Origin of the sequence: Pseudothioclava nitratireducens (assembly GCF_029210495.1) — a bacterium.
Lineage (GTDB): Bacteria > Pseudomonadota > Alphaproteobacteria > Rhodobacterales > Rhodobacteraceae > Pseudothioclava > Pseudothioclava nitratireducens.
The window spans coordinates 51,436-69,823 of sequence record NZ_JARGDK010000008.1; the positions used below are offsets into that span (position 1 = coordinate 51,436).

The 18,388-nt window shown below is 64.3% G+C and carries 17 protein-coding genes; 7 read left to right on the forward strand and 10 right to left on the reverse strand.

Annotation, left to right across the window (positions count from 1 at the left end):
• Window positions 1–2: 2 nt before the first annotated feature.
• The 4 genes from P0X85_RS10770 to gloB form a co-directional block, all read right to left on the reverse strand.
• Complete coding sequence (locus P0X85_RS10770; RefSeq protein ID WP_275812744.1) at window positions 3–968, reverse strand: M23 family metallopeptidase; 966 nt, start codon at window positions 966–968, stop codon at window positions 3–5.
• Window positions 965–3,289, reverse strand: coding sequence for an ATP-dependent Clp protease ATP-binding subunit ClpA (gene clpA / locus P0X85_RS10775; protein ID WP_275812747.1), 2,325 nt, complete (start codon window positions 3,287–3,289; stop codon window positions 965–967). The genes P0X85_RS10770 and clpA overlap by 4 nt, the downstream gene beginning before the upstream one ends.
• A 147-nt stretch (window positions 3,290–3,436) precedes the next feature.
• Window positions 3,437–4,648: an HPP family protein gene (locus P0X85_RS10780; protein ID WP_275812751.1), complete on the reverse strand. Its 1,212-nt coding sequence runs from the start codon at window positions 4,646–4,648 to the stop codon at window positions 3,437–3,439.
• 28 nt (window positions 4,649–4,676) lie between these two features.
• Complete coding sequence (gene gloB / locus P0X85_RS10785) at window positions 4,677–5,447, reverse strand: hydroxyacylglutathione hydrolase (RefSeq protein WP_275812754.1); 771 nt, start codon at window positions 5,445–5,447, stop codon at window positions 4,677–4,679.
• 60 nt (window positions 5,448–5,507) lie between these two features.
• Between gloB and P0X85_RS10790 the strand changes: the two genes are divergently transcribed.
• The 7 genes from P0X85_RS10790 (at window position 5,508) to P0X85_RS10820 (ending at window position 11,884) form a co-directional block, all read left to right on the forward strand.
• Window positions 5,508–6,266, forward strand: coding sequence for a class I SAM-dependent methyltransferase (locus P0X85_RS10790; protein ID WP_275812756.1), 759 nt, complete (start codon window positions 5,508–5,510; stop codon window positions 6,264–6,266).
• Between the two features lie 334 nt (window positions 6,267–6,600).
• On the forward strand, window positions 6,601–7,161 hold the full coding sequence (locus P0X85_RS10795) for a F0F1 ATP synthase subunit delta (protein WP_275812759.1): 561 nt from the start codon (window positions 6,601–6,603) through the stop codon (window positions 7,159–7,161).
• Window positions 7,161–8,690 (forward strand): F0F1 ATP synthase subunit alpha, encoded by a 1,530-nt coding sequence (gene atpA / locus P0X85_RS10800; protein WP_275812762.1) that lies wholly within the window; start codon window positions 7,161–7,163, stop codon window positions 8,688–8,690. The genes P0X85_RS10795 and atpA overlap by 1 nt, the downstream gene beginning before the upstream one ends.
• A 20-nt stretch (window positions 8,691–8,710) precedes the next feature.
• Complete coding sequence (locus tag P0X85_RS10805) at window positions 8,711–9,586, forward strand: F0F1 ATP synthase subunit gamma (RefSeq protein WP_275812765.1); 876 nt, start codon at window positions 8,711–8,713, stop codon at window positions 9,584–9,586.
• A 19-nt stretch (window positions 9,587–9,605) separates the two neighbouring features.
• Window positions 9,606–11,024 carry a F0F1 ATP synthase subunit beta gene (atpD, locus tag P0X85_RS10810; RefSeq protein WP_275812768.1) on the forward strand — a complete coding sequence of 473 codons (1,419 nt, stop codon included), beginning with the start codon at window positions 9,606–9,608 and terminating at the stop codon, window positions 11,022–11,024.
• 12 nt (window positions 11,025–11,036) lie between these two features.
• Complete coding sequence (locus P0X85_RS10815; protein ID WP_275812771.1) at window positions 11,037–11,435, forward strand: F0F1 ATP synthase subunit epsilon; 399 nt, start codon at window positions 11,037–11,039, stop codon at window positions 11,433–11,435.
• Window positions 11,436–11,533: 98 nt separating this feature from the next.
• A complete protein-coding gene (locus tag P0X85_RS10820) occupies window positions 11,534–11,884 on the forward strand; it encodes an H-type lectin domain-containing protein (protein ID WP_275812774.1) in 351 nt (116 codons plus the stop codon).
• A gap of 36 nt (window positions 11,885–11,920) precedes the next feature.
• On the opposite strand, the gene P0X85_RS10825 is transcribed toward P0X85_RS10820, so the two are convergent.
• The 6 genes from P0X85_RS10825 to P0X85_RS10850 form a co-directional block, all read right to left on the reverse strand.
• The gene (locus P0X85_RS10825) at window positions 11,921–13,387 is read right to left on the reverse strand and encodes a mannitol dehydrogenase family protein (protein WP_420851825.1); all 1,467 of its coding nucleotides are present in this window, start codon (window positions 13,385–13,387) and stop codon (window positions 11,921–11,923) included.
• A gap of 1 nt (window position 13,388) precedes the next feature.
• A complete protein-coding gene (locus tag P0X85_RS10830) occupies window positions 13,389–14,150 on the reverse strand; it encodes an L-iditol 2-dehydrogenase (RefSeq protein ID WP_275812777.1) in 762 nt (253 codons plus the stop codon).
• Window positions 14,147–15,145, reverse strand: coding sequence for an ABC transporter ATP-binding protein (locus P0X85_RS10835; protein ID WP_275812780.1), 999 nt, complete (start codon window positions 15,143–15,145; stop codon window positions 14,147–14,149). The genes P0X85_RS10830 and P0X85_RS10835 overlap by 4 nt, the downstream gene beginning before the upstream one ends.
• A gap of 13 nt (window positions 15,146–15,158) precedes the next feature.
• Complete coding sequence (locus P0X85_RS10840; RefSeq protein WP_275812783.1) at window positions 15,159–15,989, reverse strand: carbohydrate ABC transporter permease; 831 nt, start codon at window positions 15,987–15,989, stop codon at window positions 15,159–15,161.
• A gap of 13 nt (window positions 15,990–16,002) precedes the next feature.
• Entirely contained in the window at window positions 16,003–16,869 is an 867-nt protein-coding gene (locus P0X85_RS10845; RefSeq protein ID WP_275812786.1) for a carbohydrate ABC transporter permease, read from the reverse strand.
• A 127-nt stretch (window positions 16,870–16,996) separates the two neighbouring features.
• Window positions 16,997–18,298, reverse strand: coding sequence for an ABC transporter substrate-binding protein (locus P0X85_RS10850; protein ID WP_275812937.1), 1,302 nt, complete (start codon window positions 18,296–18,298; stop codon window positions 16,997–16,999).
• Window positions 18,299–18,388 lie beyond the last annotated feature (90 nt).

Here is an 18,388-nt window from a genome sequence, read left to right on the forward strand (position 1 = left end):
CGTTAGTCTGTGATCTCGATCCGGATTTCGCGGGTGGCGACGGGGGTGCCGGCGCGCAGGATTTCGAGAGTGGCGCGATAGGGGCCGGGGGGCCAGCCGCCGGGCGGCATTTTCTTGCCTGCGAGGCGATAGAAGCGGACCTTCGGGGCGTCGAAGGGCGTGTCATGCGTGAAGCTGAAACCGCCCGGACCGTCGATGTGGACCCGCAGGATGTCGCCTGCCTGAATGCCCCAACCATAGCCCCAGGCGATGAGGGCGGGCGCGGTTGCCGTGGTGGTGTCGAGGCGGGGCAATTCGGTTTGGATCGTCGCGTAGTCGGGTGGGGTGGTGGCGAACCCGGCGGCGATGAGGCCTGTGGCGGCAGCGGTCAGCTCTGGCTCGAAGAGCGTGTCGGTGGGGGCGAGCGTGCAGCTTTCGGTCAGGTCCGGCTGAAACGGGTCGACAAGCTGGCCGTTGTGATAGAGCGCGAAATGGAGATGCGGGAAGGCCGCCGCGCCGGACATGCCGACCTCTGCCAAAGGCGCGCCGTTCAGGACAATCGCGCCGGGCTGGACCCGGACCGAGCCCTCGCGCAGGTGGCAATAGACCGATTGCCAGCCGTCCTCGTGGGCGATCACGACCGCATTGCCGCATTCCGCCGCTGAAACATCTGCGCCCGCGGCCATTGCGCCATCCTCCTCTCCATCGCGGGTGCGGAGCACGCGGCCGGGCGCGGCGGCGCGCACGGTCACGCCCGCCGCCATGTCCGCGACCGTTGGCAAAGCGAAATCCGTCCCCTGATGGCCGTCATAGCTGAGCGCGCCGCACAGATGGTCGCGCCAGCCGGGGCCGGGGTCGCGATCCACGAAGTTCTGGATGAAGCAGGTCTCGCCCAGCGTGCAATCGAGAGGCTGCGAGAATTGCAAACTCCCGGCCATGCAGGGCAGGGCCGGGAGCAGGAGAAGGGGCAGGGCCGCTTTGCCGATCATCCGGCGGGCAGCAACCGCGGTTTCTTGGAGCCGGAGAGGCGCGGCTTGTCCGGCTCTTCGACCTTGATGACGATCTCGTCGTTCTTGACCGAGACTTTCGCCACGCCACCCTTGGTGAGCTTGCCGAACAGCAACTCTTCGGCGAGCGGCTTCTTGATGTGTTCCTGGATCACGCGACCAAGGGGGCGCGCGCCCATCTTGTCGTCGTAGCCCTTTTCGGCGAGCCAGTTCGACGCGGCGGGCGTCAGCTCGATATGGACGTTGCGGTCGATCAGCTGCGCTTCGAGTTGCAGGACGAACTTGTCCACGATTTGCAGGATCACCTCGCGCGGGAGCGGCGCGAAGCTGACCACCGCATCCAGACGGTTGCGGAATTCGGGCGTGAAGGTGCGCTCGATCGCGGCGGTATCCTCGCCCTCGCGGCGCGCACGGCCAAAGCCGATGGCGGCCTTGGCCTGTTCGGCGGCGCCCGCGTTCGAGGTCATGATCAGGATCACGTTGCGGAAATCCACCGTGCGCCCGTTATGATCGGTCAGCTTGCCGTGGTCCATCACCTGCAGGAGGATGTTGAACACGTCCGGGTGCGCCTTTTCGATCTCGTCGAGGAGCAGCACGCAATGCGGGTGCTGATCGACACCATCGGTGAGCATGCCGCCCTGATCGAAGCCGACATAGCCCGGAGGCGCGCCGATCAGGCGCGAGACCGCGTGTTTCTCCATGTATTCCGACATGTCGAAACGCAGCAGTTCCACGCCGAGCGTATCGGCGAGTTGCTTTGCCACCTCGGTCTTGCCGACGCCGGTGGGGCCGGCGAAGAGATAGTTGCCGATGGGTTTTTCCGGCTCGCGCAGGCCCGCACGGGCGAGTTTGATCGCCGAGGACAGCGTTTCGATCGCCTTGTCCTGCCCGAAGACCACGCGCTTGAGCGTTTTCTCCAGATCGCGCAGCACCTCGGCATCGTCCTTGGAGACGTTCTTCGGCGGGATGCGGGCGATTTTCGCGACCACGGCCTCGATTTCCTTGGGGCCAAGCGTCTTGCGCCGCTTGCTCTCGGGCAGCAGGTGCTGCGCCGCGCCCGCCTCGTCGATCACGTCGATCGCCTTGTCGGGCAGCTTACGGTCGTGGATGTAACGCGCCGACAGCTCCACCGCCGACTTGATCGCGTCATTGGTGTAGCGGATGTCGTGATGCTCTTCGAAATAGGGCTTGAGGCCCATGAGGATCTTGATCGAGTCGCCGACCGAGGGCTCGTTCACGTCGATCTTCTGGAACCGGCGGCTGAGCGCGCGGTCCTTTTCGAAGTGCTGGCGGAATTCCTTGTAGGTGGTCGAGCCCATGCAGCGCAGCTTGCCGCCGCCGAGCGCGGGTTTGAGCAGGTTGGAGGCATCCATCGCGCCGCCCGAAGTCGCGCCCGCGCCGATCACGGTGTGGATTTCGTCGATGAATAGGACGGCATCGGGGTGGTCCTCAAGCTCTTTGACCACGGCCTTGAGGCGTTCCTCGAAGTCGCCGCGATAACGGGTGCCCGCGAGCAGCGCGCCCATGTCGAGCGAGTAGATCGTCGATTTCGAGAGGATCTCGGGCGTCTCGCCCCGGGTGATCTTGAGCGCGAGCCCCTCGGCGATGGCGGTTTTGCCGACGCCCGGATCGCCCACAAGAAGCGGGTTGTTCTTGCGGCGACGGCAAAGCACCTGAATGCAGCGCTCCACCTCGGCTTCGCGGCCGATCAGCGGGTCGATATCGCCTTTGTGCGACTTCTCGTTGAGGTTCACGCAATATTTCGAAAGCGCGGATTCCTTGGCCTCGCCGCCTGCGGCCTCTGCCTCGGCCTTGGGGTCGTCATCGGCGCCGAGCACCGGGCGCGCCTCTCCGAATTCGGGGTCTTTTGCGACGCCGTGGGCGATGAAATTCACCGCGTCGTAGCGGGTCATGTCCTGCTCTTGCAGGAAGAAGGCGGCGTTCGATTCGCGCTCGGCGAAGATCGCGACGAGGACATTCGCCCCCGTCACCTCATTGCGGCCCGAGCTTTGGACATGGATCGCCGCGCGCTGGATCACGCGCTGGAAGGCGGCGGTCGGCACCGCCTCCGATCCCTCGACCTCGGTGATGAGGGTCGAGAGGTCGTCGTCGATGAATTCGGTCAGCGTCTGGCGCAATTCGTCGAGATCGACCGCGCAGGCGCGCATCACGCGGCTGGCGTCCGGCTCGTCGATGAGGGCCAAGAGCAGGTGTTCGAGCGTTGCGAGTTCATGGCGCCGCGCATTGGCAAGCGCCAGCGCACCGTGAATGGCTTGTTCGAGCGTGGTCGAAAACGAAGGCATCAGGTGCTCCTTTCCTAGACTACCGAGGTCTTGCGATGACTGACCCCGATCCTGACCGCATATAGTTAAACTTCGGTGGAAATCGCTTCGCTTCAAGCCCCCAATGCATGAATTTCGCGCTTGACACGCAAACTGCCCGAATTGTGATCAGGGGTCTGGTGCCGTGGGGGGGGTGGAAGCGGTTTCCGAAGGCGGTTCGGAGGGCGGGGCGCTTTCGGGTTTGGGGGCGTGTTCGAGAAACAGCCGCACCAGATCGCGCCGTGAGGCCACGCCGACGAGGCGTCCGGCCTCAATCACCGGGATGATGCGCGCGTCATGGGCGGAGAGACGTTCGATGAGGGTCCAGACCGGGGTGGCGCGGCTGACCGGGCGCACATCGGGGTTCATCAGGGCACGGGCCTCGGCCTCGGGGGGGGCGGCGCGCAGGCGGAACGGGCGGCGCAGTTTTTCGAGGTCGCTGGCGAGGCGGGCCATCGCGCGGGTCTGATCGACGACGCCGAGGAAGCGGCCCTCGCTGTCGGTCACGGTCAGGTTCTTGACACCGGTCGCCTCCATCTTGCGGACGATTTCGCTCAGCGGCGCCTCGGGCGGGACCGAGATCGGGTTCGCGCTCATGATGTCGCCGACGGTGGTGTGCTGCATCAGCGCTTCGGCGCCGCGATGTTCGGCGGCCGCGACGAGGCGGGCGAGATCGGCCGCGCCGAGGTTGGCGGAGGCTTGGAATTCAAGCAGCAGCTTGTCGAGATCGTCCTCGGTCAGCGGCGTGCGGTTGCCGGGCAGGCTCGCGCCCGGGGCCTGACCCGCAAGGAGCGGGCGCGAGGGGTAGGGGATGCCGAAGAGCCGGTTCCAGAGCATCGCAAAGACAATCAGAACGGCGGTCAGGGCCGCGACGGGCATCAGCGCGAAGCTGAAATCGAGGGGATTGTCGGCCTCGAATTCGAGCACGGCAAGCAGCGCGATCCCGGCGGCGGGCGGATGCAGCGCGCGCAGCGCCATCATCGCCATGATCGCCCCCGCCACGGCAAGCCCATCCGCCCAGGGCGGCGGCACCACGCTCAGGACCGCGATCGGCACGAGGGCGGACACCATCATGCCGACCAGCGCGGACCAGGGCTGTGCGAGCGGCGAGTTGGGCAGCACGAACAGGAGCACCGCGGTCGAGGCGAAGCTGGAGACGAGATAGATGCCGGCGGCCTCGGAATGGGGCAGGGTGGCGACGATCAGCGTGGTGATCAGGATGCCGATCCCCGCGCCCGAGGCCGCGCGCAGGATGTCGATCCAGCGCCTGCGCCCCATCTGCGGACCGAAGCGCCCGATCTGGCGGCGCAGGGTCGGGGTCAGGAGGCGGGATAGGGGCATTGGCACGGATAACTCTGGCTGGGCGCGTTCAGAAACGGTCCTTGCGGGCGCGGGCCTCGGTGAAGGTGTCGAGGGGCGTGGCGGCGGGTGGCAGGCCGAGGGCCGCGCGGAGCGCCTTGTCGGTGCCGCGCAGGAAGGGGTTGGTCGCGGCTTCGAGCGAGAGCGGCGCGGGCACGGTCGGGCGGCCCTGGGCACGCAGCGCGCGGACCTCTTCCATGCGGGCGAGAAGCGCGGGGTTCTCGGGTTCGAGGCTTAGTGCGAAGCGGCCGTTGGCCTCGGTATATTCGTGGCCCGAGCAGATCAGCGTGTCGCCCGGAAGCTGTGCGAGCCGCGAGAGACTGTCGAACATCTGGGCGGGGCTGCCCTCGAACAGGCGCCCGCAGCCCCAGCTCATCAGGCTGTCGCCCGAGAACAGAAGCCCCGAGTCGGGGAAGTAATAGGCGATATGGCCGACCGTGTGGCCCGGCACGTCGATCACCTCGACTTCTTCGAGGCCGAGAAGCAGGGTCTCGCCGCCATGGACCTCCTGGTCGAGGGGGGGCAGGCGGTGGGCATCGGCGCGCGCGCCAATCACCTTGGCCCCGGTCGCGGCGGCCAGCGCCTTTACCCCGTCGATATGGTCGTTGTGATGGTGGGTGATGAGGATATTGTGCAGTTTCCACCCCCGCTCGCCAAGTGCGCTCAGCACGGGCGCGGCCTCGGGCACGTCCACGATGCTGGTCGTGTTGGTGGCGGCGTCATGCACGACATAGGCATAATTGTCGGCAAGGCAGGGGATGATAAGCAGTTCAACGGCCATGGCGTTTTTCGTCTCGGTTTGTATTCTGACACAGCTTCGCCCAAGGAGACGTGACGCGCAATGCATCTTGATGTGCTCGACCTGCGCAATTTTTATTATCGCACCCAGCTTGGGCGCGCGGCACAGCGCGCGATCCGCGACCGGGTGACCGAGCTGTGGCCCGCAACGCCCTCGGAGATGGCCGGGCAGACGGTGGCGGGGTTCGGTTTCGCGGTGCCGCTGTTGCGGCCCTATCTGGAGCCCGCGCGGCGCGTGATCGGGCTGATGCCGGCGCAGCAGGGCGTGATGCCCTGGCCCGCGGGGATGCCGAATGTCTCGGTGCTCTGCGAGGAGGCGCGCTGGCCGCTGGAGACCGGGCTGGTGGACCGGCTGGTGGTGATGCACGGGCTGGAGACCTCGGATCACTCGGAGGCGCTGATGGCCGAATGCTGGCGGGTGCTGGGCCCGGGGGGCAAGGCGCTGTTCATCGTGCCGAACCGCGCCGGGCTCTGGGCCCCGCGGGAGACCACGCCGTTCGGGTTCGGGCGGCCCTACACGATGGCGCAGCTCGACCAGATGGCGCGGCGGGCGGGGTTCGTGCCCGAGCGCCATGCGGCGGCGCTTTATATTCCGCCGAGCCATCGGCGCTTCTGGCTGCGCTCCGCCCCGCTCTGGGAGCGGATGGGGCAGCGCGTTTCGGGGCTGCTCGCGGCGGGGGTGATCTTGCTGGAAGTGTCGAAGCAGGTCCATGCGCCGCGCCGCCCCGGACTGGGCGAACGGGTGCGCCGACCGCTTTCGATCCTCGAGGGGGTGCCCAAACCCGTGGCCGGTCCGATCTGACCTCCGATCCGTGGCCCGACAGGGTGGAGATGAATCACTTCGTTGCGCCGGGTGCCTCGGGAATGAGCGATTCTGTCGCCTGACCCGCGCGTCAACCTGCTGATTTCAACGTTAGCGCCCTAACTTCGATGGACTTTTCCGCCCTGCGGCATTGGTCAGCGCAAAATGCGCTTTTTCGTTCACATTCCGTTGTGCAAGACGGTTGCGAGGGGGGGATTGCTCTGCTACACGCAGGCCCGATATTGCGATGTGGAGGAGAGGTCCTTCGCGTCGGGGGAGACCTCTGGCCGCGACATCCCCGTCTTGGCAGAGGCACAGCATCGGAAGGGTGGACGTGTCCGAACCAGCTTCGATTTCCGCAGCCGTAGCCGGTCGCTATGCGACGGCAATTTTCGAACTTGCACGCGATGCCAAAGGTCTTGGCCCGCTCGAGAAAGACGTTGAGGCGCTGGGCGCCGCGCTGGACGGCTCGGCCGATCTGCGCGACCTGATCGCCTCGCCGCTCTACTCGCGCGAAGCTCAGGCCGATGCCGTTGCAGCCATCGCGAAGAAGATGGGTCTTTCCGGCCCGCTCGCGAACGGGCTTCAACTGATGGCGCAAAAGCGTCGTCTGTTCGCGCTGCCGCAACTGCTGAACGCGCTGGCCGAGGCCATCGCCGAAGAGAAGGGCGAAGTGACCGCAGAGGTGACTTCGGCCGCTGAACTTTCGAAGGCACAGGCCGACAAACTGGCGGCCACGCTCAAGAAACAGACGGGCAAGACCGTCAAACTCAACGTTGCAGTCGATGAGACCCTCATCGGCGGCATGATCGTCAAGCTGGGCTCGAAGATGATCGACACCTCGGTCGCTTCGAAACTCGCTTCCCTCAAGAACGCCATGAAAGAGGTCGGATAATGGGCATCCAAGCAGCTGAGATCTCTGCTATCCTCAAGGAGCAGATCAAGAACTTCGGGCAGGACGCCCAAGTCGCCGAAGTGGGCCGCGTGCTCTCCGTCGGTGACGGTATCGCGCGTGTGCACGGGCTCGACAACATCCAAGCGGGTGAGATGGTCGAATTCCCGGGCGGCATCCGCGGGATGGCGCTGAACCTCGAGATCGACAACGTCGGTGTCGTTATCTTCGGCTCGGACCGTGACATTAAAGAAGGTGACACCGTCAAGCGCACCAAGGCCATCGTGGACGTTCCGGTGGGCGAAGGCCTGCTCGGCCGCGTCGTGGACGGCCTCGGCAACCCGATCGACGGCAAAGGCCCGATCAAGGCCGAGAAGCGTTCGGTCGCAGACGTCAAAGCTCCGGGCATCATCCCGCGGAAATCGGTTCACGAACCGATGGCAACCGGCCTCAAGTCGGTTGACGCCATGATCCCCGTTGGCCGCGGCCAGCGCGAGCTCATCATCGGCGACCGTCAGACCGGCAAGACCGCGATCGCGCTCGACACCATTCTGAACCAGAAGTCGTATAACGACGCGGACCCGGCGAACAAGCTGCACTGCTTCTACGTCGCAGTTGGCCAGAAGCGCTCGACCGTTGCGCAGCTGGTGAAGAAGCTCGAAGAAACCGGCGCGATGGAATACACCACCGTTATCGCCGCGACCGCTTCGGACCCCGCGCCGATGCAGTTCCTCGCGCCCTATTCGGCAACCGCAATGGCCGAATACTTCCGCGACTCGGGCCGCCACGCTCTCATCATCTATGATGACCTGTCGAAACAGGCTGTGGCTTACCGTCAGATGTCGCTGCTGCTGCGCCGCCCGCCGGGCCGCGAAGCTTACCCGGGCGACGTTTTCTACCTGCACTCCCGCCTGCTGGAGCGTTCGGCGAAGCTGAACGAGGACTTCGGCGCCGGCTCGCTGACCGCTCTGCCGGTCATCGAAACCCAAGGCGGCGACGTGTCGGCCTTCATTCCGACCAACGTGATCTCGATCACCGACGGTCAGATCTTCCTCGAAACCGAACTGTTCTACCAAGGTATCCGTCCGGCCGTTAACACCGGTCTGTCGGTGTCGCGCGTGGGTTCGTCGGCTCAAACCAACTCGATGAAGTCGGTTGCAGGCCCGGTGAAACTCGAACTCGCACAGTACCGCGAGATGGCCGCCTTCGCACAGTTTGGTTCGGACCTCGACGCCGCAACCCAGAAACTGCTGAACCGCGGTGCGCGTCTGACCGAGCTGATGAAGCAGCCGCAATACTCGCCGCTGACCAACGCCGAAATCGTTGCCGTGATCTTCGCGGGCACCAACGGTTACCTGGACAACGTCCCGGTGAAGGAAGTGGGTCGTTGGGAAGCCGGTCTGCTGGCGCATCTGCGTTCGAACCGCAAGGACATCCTCGACTGGCTCACCAACGAGGACCCGAAGATCAAGGGCGACGCTGCCGACAAGCTCAAGGCTGCGATCGAAGAATTCGCCAAGACCTTCGCGTAAGCGCCTGAAAGGACAGGGAAATGCCCAGCCTTAAGGACCTAAAAAACCGGATCGAGAGTGTTAAGAACACTCGGAAGATCACGAAGGCGATGCAGATGGTCGCGGCAGCAAAACTGCGCCGCGCCCAGGAAGCCGCCGAAAGCGCCCGGCCCTTCGCCGAGCGCATGACCGCCGTCATGTCGGGGCTCGCAGCCTCGGTGGGCGGTTCCGACAGCGCGCCCCGGCTCCTTGCCGGGACGGGCTCGGATCAGACCCACCTTCTGGTGGTGATGACCGGCGAGCGCGGCCTTTGCGGTGGCTTCAACGCCAATATCGCGAAACTGGCCCGCGCCCGTGCCAATGAACTGCTGGCAGCCGGCAAAACGGTGAAGATCCTCACCGTCGGCAAGAAAGGCCGCGACGCGATGCGCCGCGACTATGGCCAGTATTTCGTTGGTCACGTCGATCTCTCCGAGGTCAAGCGTATCGGCTATGCCAATGCGCAGGACATCGCACGCGATCTGCTGACCCGTTTCGAAGCGGGTGAGTTCGATGTCGCGACGATCTTCTACTCGGAGTTCGAAAGCGTGATCAGCCAGGTGCCTACCGCGAAACAGATCATTCCCGCGCAGTTCGAAGCGTCCGAAGAGGCTGGTGCCTCGGCGGTTTACGACTACGAGCCGAGCGAGGAAGAGATCCTGGCAGATCTTCTGCCGCGTGGTGTGGCAACGGCGATCTTTGCCGCGCTTCTGGAAAACAACGCCTCGTTCAATGGCGCCCAGATGTCGGCAATGGATAACGCAACCCGCAACGCGGGCGAAATGATCGACAAGCTGACGATCGAGTTCAACCGCTCGCGTCAGGCCGTGATCACCAACGAGCTCATCGAAATTATTTCGGGCGCCGAGGCGCTCTGACGAAATCGGAGAAACGAATATGGCAATCAAAGGCAAAGTGACCCAGGTCATCGGCGCCGTCGTCGACGTTCAGTTCGACGGCGGGCTCCCCGCGATTCTCAACGCACTGGAAACCGTGAACAACGACAAGCCGCTCGTGCTTGAAGTGGCGCAGCACCTTGGCGAGAACACCGTTCGCGCCATCGCAATGGACGCGACCGAAGGTCTCGTCCGTGGCGCGGTCGTGACCGACACGGGCGCACCGATCTCGGTTCCGGTCGGCAACGCGACGCTGGGCCGCATCCTGAACGTCATCGGCGAGCCGGTGGACGAAAAGGGCCCGGTCAACGCGTCTGAGCACCGCGCGATCCACCAGCCGGCACCGGACTTCGCCGAGCAGTCGACCGCTTCGGAAATCCTCGCAACCGGCATCAAGGTGATCGACCTTCTCGCGCCCTACTCGAAGGGTGGTAAGATCGGTCTGTTCGGTGGTGCAGGCGTGGGTAAAACCGTTCTCATCATGGAACTCATCAACAACATCGCAAAAGTGCACTCGGGCTTCTCGGTGTTCGCGGGTGTGGGTGAGCGGACCCGTGAGGGGAACGACCTTTACCACGAGATGATCGAGTCGGGCGTTATCGTTCCGGACAACCTCGAAGAGTCGAAAGTGGCCCTGGTCTACGGTCAGATGAACGAACCGCCGGGCGCACGTATGCGCGTGGCTCTGTCGGGTCTGACCCTCGCAGAACAGTTCCGCGACCAGTCGGGGACCGACGTTCTGTTCTTCGTGGACAACATCTTCCGCTTCACCCAGGCAGGTTCCGAGGTTTCGGCACTTCTGGGCCGTATTCCTTCGGCCGTGGGCTACCAGCCGACGCTGGCCACCGACATGGGTGCGCTTCAGGAACGTATTACCTCGACCAAAGCTGGCTCGATCACCTCGGTGCAGGCCATCTACGTTCCGGCCGACGACTTGACCGACCCTGCGCCGGCAACCTCGTTCGCCCACCTCGACGCAACCACCGTTCTGTCGCGTGCGATCTCGGAACTCGGCATCTACCCGGCCGTGGACCCGCTCGACTCGACCTCGCGTATTCTCGACCCGGCCATCGTCGGCGAAGAGCATTACAACGTTGCGCGTGACGTCCAGGGTATCCTTCAGCGCTACAAGTCGCTGCAGGACATCATCGCCATCCTCGGCATGGACGAACTGTCGGAAGAAGACAAACTCACCGTGGCCCGCGCCCGTAAGATCCAGCGTTTCCTCTCGCAGCCGTTCGACGTTGCGAAAGTGTTCACCGGCTCGGACGGCGTTCAGGTTCCGCTGGAAGACACGATCCGCTCGTTCAAGGCGGTTGTGGCTGGCGAATACGACCACCTGCCGGAAGCAGCCTTCTACATGGTTGGCGGCATCGACGAGGTGATCGCCAAGGCCGAGAAACTCGCCGCTGCGGCGTAAGGAGGCTGACCAATGGCCGATACGATGCAATTCGATCTCGTCTCGCCTGAACGGAAGCTCGCTTCCGCACAGGTGACCGAGGTCCGGGTTCCGGGCGCCGATGGCGACCTGACCGTGATGGCGGGCCACGCGCCCCTCATCGCAACGCTGCGGCCGGGCATCCTTGTTGTCGTCGGGCCGAATGGCACCGAGGACTACGCCGTGACCGGTGGTTTCGTTCAGGTCGATGCTTCGGGCGTCACCGTGCTCGCAGAGCGCGGCCTGCCCAAGGCAGAGCTGACCGCGGCGATCCATGCGGAGATGATGGCAGAGGCCAAGAAGACCGTCGAAGAAGCCCATCCGTCGGTGGCGGATGCGGCGACCAAGATGCTCGCCGATATGGAAGCCCTTGGCACCCATATGAGCCTCTGAGCCCAGCCAGAAACAGGAAAAGCCCCGGCCATCGCGCCGGGGCTTTTTCTTTTCAACCGGGGCGCGTAAATCTGTATCAGGCAAGACGGGAAATGCGCATGCTGAAGATGAACGGCAACAGGGTTGGGGTCATGCGGGGGTCGCTGGTCCTGTTCTCGGATTATCAGGACGGGGGCGTGATGTGGACCGGAGAGGGGCCGCGCGAGCTGCGCAAGCTCGTGGAGTTTTCCGAGCCGTTTCAGGTGCCGCCCGTGGTGCAGGTCTCTCTCTCGATGTGGGACATCGACCAGAAGCACAATCCGCGCATGGATATCTCTGCCGATATGGTCACCGAAGAAGGCTTCGTGATCGTGTTCCGCACATGGGGCGACACGCGCGTCGCGCGGGTGCGGGCGGACTGGCTGGCCATCGGTCCGATCGGCCATGAGGACGATTGGGACGTGTATTGAGGGAGGCACGCGGCGGGGTTCCCGCCGCGCCGTCACTCAGCCTGCGAGATAGCGCGCGATTGCCGCCTCAGAGCCGTCTTTCCAGACCGCATTCAGCGCGTCGGTGAAGACCGCGACCAGTTCGGCATTGTCGCCCAGATCGCCGTAGATCTCCTTCATTTCGAGCCAAGCGGCGGGCCGGGCTTTCGCCAGAGCCGCCTGAGCGGTCAGCCGATCCCAGTTCGGGTCGTTCGGCTCGGTCTTGTGGCCGCTCTCGGTGGTGCCAAAGCAATAGCGGCACCAGAGCGCAGAGAGCAGGATCAGCCCGTCATAGCTGGCCCCTTGCGCGATCCGGTCACGGATCGAGGGGATGATGAACTTCGGCTGTCGGTTCGAGCCATCGAGGCAGAGGCGGCGCACGGTGTCGGCGACCTCGGGGTTCGAGAAGCGCTCGATGATCAGCTGTTTGTAATCCGTGAGGTCCTGGCCGGGGACGGGGGGCACGATCGGCAGGACCTCGTCGGTCAGGATCTTGTCGAGGAAGGCGCGGATCAGCGGATCGGCCATCGCCTCATGGACGAAGTGGATGTCGCGCAGCCCGCCCGGATAGGCGATGATCGCGTGGCCGCCGTTGAGGATGCGGATCTTCATCGTCTCGAACTTGTCGACATGGGGGGTGAAGGTCACGCCGACCTTTTCGAGCGCAGGGCGTCCGGCGGGGAAAGTGTCCTCCATCACCCATTGGCGGAACGGCTCGCAGGTGACGGGGGCGGCGTCTTCGATGTCGAAGCGCGCGGCCATCTCGCGTTCGCGCGGGCCGGTGGCTGGGGTGATGCGGTCGACCATGGAGTTCGGGAAGGCGACCTCGGCTTCGATCCATGCGGCCAGTTCGGGATCGCTGAGCCGCGCGAGGCCCACCACCGCGTCGCGGGTGACATGGCCGTTATGGGGGACGTTGTCGCAGCACATCACGGTGAAGGGAACGTGGCCGCCCGCGCGGCGGGCGCGGAGCGCGGCGACGATGGCGCCGAAGGCCGTGTCGGGCGTGTCCGGGTTGGCGGCGTCGCGCTGGATGTCGGGGTGATCGGGGCTGAAGGTGTTGGTCTTCGGGTCGATGTAATAGCCACCCTCGGTCACGGTCAACGAGACGATGCGGATCGCCGGGTCACGCATCGCGGCGATGAGCGCGGCGTTCCCCGGAGCCACTTCGACAAAGCCGGTCATCGCGCCGATGACGCGGGCGCTGTGCGCACCGGGGGCCAGTTCGATCACGCTGTACAGGCCGTCCTGCTCCAGAAGGGTCTCGCGCATCCGGGCATCGCCCTCGCGCACGCCCGCGCCGAGAAGTGCCCAGTCATGGCCCTCGTCCAGCGCGAAGAGGTCGTCGAGATAGACCGCCTGATGCGCGCGGTGGAAATTGCCGCAGCCGATATGGACGATGCCGGGACTGAGCCGGGCGCGGTCATAGCCGGGTTTGGCGACGGTTTCGGGCAGTTGGCCCAGCGTGGCGTTCGTCAGTTTCATCTCAGCTCATCCAGTTCCCACCGTCCACATTGTAGGTCTGTGCGACGATGTAATCGGCCTCGGGGGAGGCCAGGAAAACGGCCATGCCGGTCAGGTCCTGGGCTGTGCCCATCCGACCAAAGGGGACGGCGGCGCCGACCTCTTTCTTCTTTTGGCCGAGAGGTTTGTTCTCGTATTTCGCAAACAGCGCATCCACGCCGTCCCAGTGCGCGCCATCGACCACGCCGGGCGCGATGGCGTTCACGTTGATGCCGTGCCCGATCAGGTTCAGCCCCGCCGATTGCGTGAGGCTGATGACGGCGGCCTTCGAGGCGCAATAGACCGCGACGAGCGCTTCGCCGCGCCGTCCGGCCTGGCTGGCCATGTTGATGATCTTGCCGCCGCGGCCCTGCGCGATCATCTGCTTGGCCGCGGCCTGCATCATGAAGAGCGTGCCTTCGACATTGATCGCAAAGACGCGGTCGTAGTCGTCGCGTGTGATCTCGGTCAGCGGGGCCAGCGAGAAAATGGCGGCGTTGTTGATCAGGATGTCGATGCCGCCGGTCTCGGCCATATGGGCCATTGCCGCGTCGATGCTGGCTTTGTCGGTGACATCGAGCGCAACGGCCTCCGCGCCGATTTCGGCGGCGGTGGCGCGGGCGGCCTCGATGGCGATGTCACCGATCACGACCTCTGCGCCTTCGCGGAGGTAGCTTTCGGCAAAAGCGCGCCCGATGCCGCGTGCGGCCCCGGTGATCAGCGCGCGTTTCCCCTTGAGCCTCATGCCAGTGCCAAGCCTTTCGCGTCGAAGCGGTGCATCTGGCTCGCATCGGGTGTGAGCCAGACGGTATCGCCGTGGCGCAGCCCCATTTCGCCGCCGACACGGACATTGATCACGCCATGCGCGGTGGTCACGTGCAGGAAGGTGTCGGAGCCCAGATGTTCGGCCACGCCGACCTTGCCCTGCCAGAGCCCCTCGGTGGTCGAGACCTCGATATGCTCGGGGCGGATGCCGATGGCGTGGGCATTGTGCTTGGCAGCCTCTTCGCCTTCGACGAAGTTCATCTTGGGCGAGCCGATGAAGCCCGCGACGAAGCGGTTACGCGGCGCGCGGTAGAGTTCGAGGGGGCTGCCGACTTGCTCAATGCGGCCCGCTTGCAGCACGACGATCTTGTCGGCCATGGTCATGGCCTCGACCTGATCGTGGGTCACGTAGATCATCGTCGTGCCGAGCGACTGGTGCAGTTCCGAGATTTCGAGCCGCATGTTCACCCGCAGCGCCGCGTCGAGGTTCGAGAGTGGTTCGTCGAAGAGGAAGGCGGCCGGTTCGCGCACGATGGCGCGGCCGATGGCGACCCGCTGGCGTTGACCACCCGAGAGCTGCCCCGGACGCCGGTCCAGATAGTCGGTGAGGTTGAGGATGCTCGCCGCATTCGCAACCTTTTCCTCGATGACCTTTGGATCGGTTTTCGCCATCTTCAGCGGGAAGGCGATGTTCTTCTTCACCGACATATGCGGGTAGAGCGCGTAGCTTTGGAACACCATCGCAAGGCGGCGCTTGGCCGGGGGGAGGGTGGTCGCCTCAGTGCCGTCGATCTCGATCACGCCGCCCGAGACATCCTCGAGCCCGGCGATCAGGCGCAGGAGCGTGGATTTGCCGCAGCCCGAGGGGCCGACGAAGACCACGAATTCGCCCTCGTCGATCTTGAGGTCGAGCGGCGGGATCACTTCGACTTCGCCGAAGCGTTTGGTCACGCCCTTGAGTTCAATCTGTCCCATCTCTCGGGCTCCCTTATTTCACCGCGCCGAAGGTCAGGCCACGCACGAGCTGTTTCTGGCTGAACCAGCCAAGGATCAGGATCGGTGCGATGGCCATCGTGCTGGCGGCGGACAGTTTTGCGTAGAACAGCCCTTCGGGGCTCGAATAGCTGGCGATGAAGGCCGTGAGCGGCGCGGCCTTGGCTGCCGTGAGGTTCAGCGTCCAGAACGCTTCGTTCCAGGCGAGGATGATGTTGAGCAGCACCGTCGAGGCAATGCCCGGCACCGCCATGGGGGTCAGGACGTAGAGGATTTCCTCCTTGAGCGTGGCCCCATCCATCCGCGCGGCTTCGAGGATCTCGCCCGGGATCTCCCGGAAATAGGTGTAGAGCATCCAGACGATGATCGGCAGGTTGATCAGCATGAGCACGATCACAAGGCCGATGCGGCTGTCGAGAAGGCCCAGTTTGATGAACAGCAGATAGATCGGGTAGAGCACGCCCACGGCGGGCAGCATCTTGGTCGAGAGCATCCACATCAGGATGTCCTTGGTGCGCTTCGAGGGGACGAAGGCCATCGACCATGCGGCGGGCACGGCGACGATCAGGCCGAGCAGCGTCGAGCCGCCCGCGATGATGATCGAGTTCCACAGGTAGCGCATGTAGTCCGAGCGCTCTTGCACGACGGCGTAGTTTTCCAGCGTCCAGTCGAAGAACAGGAAGAGTGGCGGGTCGTTGATAGCCTGCGCCTCGATCTTGAAGCTGGTCAGGATCGTCCAGAGGATCGGGAAGAAGATCAGCAGCCCCACGGCCCATGCGAGGGCGGTGTTGATCGACTTGCGGCGGGGGGTAGTGGCGCGGGCCATGGTCAGATCCTCCTCACGCGTCGAGGTTCTTGCCAACGATGCGCATCAGGAAGATGGCAACGATGTTGGCGAGGATGATGGCATAGACGCCGCCTGCGGAGCCCAGGCCGATATTCTGGCTCTCCAGCACGCGCTGGAAGATCAGGTAGGACAGGGTCCGGGTGCCGAAGGCGCCACCGGTGGTCACAAAGATCTCTGCGAAGATCCCCAAAAGGAAGATCGTCTGGATCAGGATCACGATGGTGATTGCGCGGCTCAGGTGCGGCAGGGTGATGAACCAGAACCGCTTGAGCACTGGCGCACCGTCCATCTCGGCGGCCTCAAGCTGCTCGGAGTCGAGCGACTGGATCGCGGTCAGCAGGATCAGCGTCGCGAAGGGCAGCCATTGCCAGCTGATGATGATGATCAGGGACGGCATCGACGCCTGGCTCAGCCACTCGACCGGTTGCGCGCCGAAAAAGCGCCACAGATGGGCGAGAATGCCGTTGATCGGGTCCATGAACATGTTCTTCCAGACCAGCGCCGACACGGTCGGCATCACGAAGAACGGCGCGATGACGAGGATGCGGACGATGCCCTGCCCCCACATCGGCTGATCGAGCAGGATCGCGAGCAGCACGCCAAGCACCAGCGTGATGACGAGCACGCCGCCGACGATGATCAGCGTGGTCTGGATGCTCGGCCAGAAAGAGCTTGAGGTGACGAAGCTGACATAGTTGTCAAAGCCGACCCAGCCCAGATCGCCACCGCGCAGGGGCAGGTATTTCTTGAACGAGAAATACAGCGTCATGATGAGCGGAACCAGCATCCAGCCCAGAAGCAGAATGACCGCCGGGGCCATCATCAATCTGGCTGCGGACCGCGACTGTTGGGTCGCCATGACTTCACCCTCCCTAGGATTGCGGGGCTCGCGTTTCGGGGCCGCAATTCGGCCGTGTCGCTTATCGTAAAGGAACTAACGAAGACCGGGGGGCAGCGAGACGCCGCCCTCCGGCCCCGGGAGGAGCTTAGCGGTAACCCGCTGCTTCCATGGCGTCATTGGTGATGGCTTGCGCCTTGGCCAGTGCTTCGTCGACCGTTTGCTGGCCGGCATAGACCGCCGAGAATTCCTGGCTCACTTCCGAAGCGATGCCCGCGAATTCCGGGATGGCCGCGAACTGCACGCCGACATAGGGCGAGGGTTCGACGGTGGAATTGTTCGGGTCAGCCGACAGGATCGAGTCCAGCGTCATCTTGGCGAAGGGGACTTCCATGTAGTTCGGGTTCTCGTAGAGAGAGGTGCGTGCGCCCGGAGGCACGTTCGCCCAGCCCTCTTTCTCGGCCACGAGCTCGATATATTCTTTCGAGGTCGCCCATTCGATGAAGGTCTTGGCCGCCGCCTCTTTCTGGGTGCCGGCGGGGATCGCCAGAGCCCATGCCCAGAGCCAGTTCGACCGCTTGCCAAGCCCGTTATCGGGTGCGAGCGCGAAGCCGACCTTGTCAGCCACGGTCGAGTCGTTGGGGTTGGTCACGAAGGACGCCGCGACGGTCGCGTCGATCCACATGCCGCACTTGCCTTGCTGGAACAGCGAGAGGTTCTCGTTGAAGCCGTTGGTGGCGTAGCCGGCCGGGCCGGATTCGCTCATCATGCCGACGAAGAACTCGAGCGTGTCTTTCCACGGCTGGGTGTCGAACTGGGCATTCCAGTCCATGTCGAACCAGCGCGCCCCGAAGGAGTTCGACATGGCGGTGATGAAGGCGCCGCCTTCGCCCCAGCCGGCCTTGCCGCGCAGGCAGATGCCGTTGATGTCATTGGCGCGGTCGGTCATCGCGGCTGCCGCCTCACGGATGAAGGTCCAGGTCGGCGCTTCGGGCATTTCCAGACCGGCCTTTTCCATCAGGTCGGTGCGATACATGATCATCGAGCTTTCGCCGTAGAAAGGCGCGGCATAGAGCGTGCCGTCATGGCTCAGACCGCCAGCCATCGCGGGCAGGATGTCACCGGCGTCGTAGTCAGCGGACAGGTCGTTGAGCGGCACGAGCCAGCCATTGGCACCCCAGATCGGGGTTTCATACATGCCGATGGTCATGACGTCGAAAGCGCCGCCCTTGGTCGAGATGTCGGTGGTGACGCGCTGACGCAGCACGTTTTCTTCGAGGGTCACCCACTCGACCTGAATGTCGGGATATTTCGCGTTGAAGGCATCCATCATGCCTTGCATGCGGATCATGTCACCGTTGTTCACGGTGGCCACGGTGATGGTTTCTGCGCCGGCCACGGCGGCAAATGCGCCAAAGGCGCAGGCGCCCATAAGCGCCCGGATCGTCATAGTCATGGTATCCTCCCATTGGGATGGGCGTTTGCTCATCCTGTGGGCAAATACTCACAAAATCCGAGGCGGGGAGTCAACATGGAATTT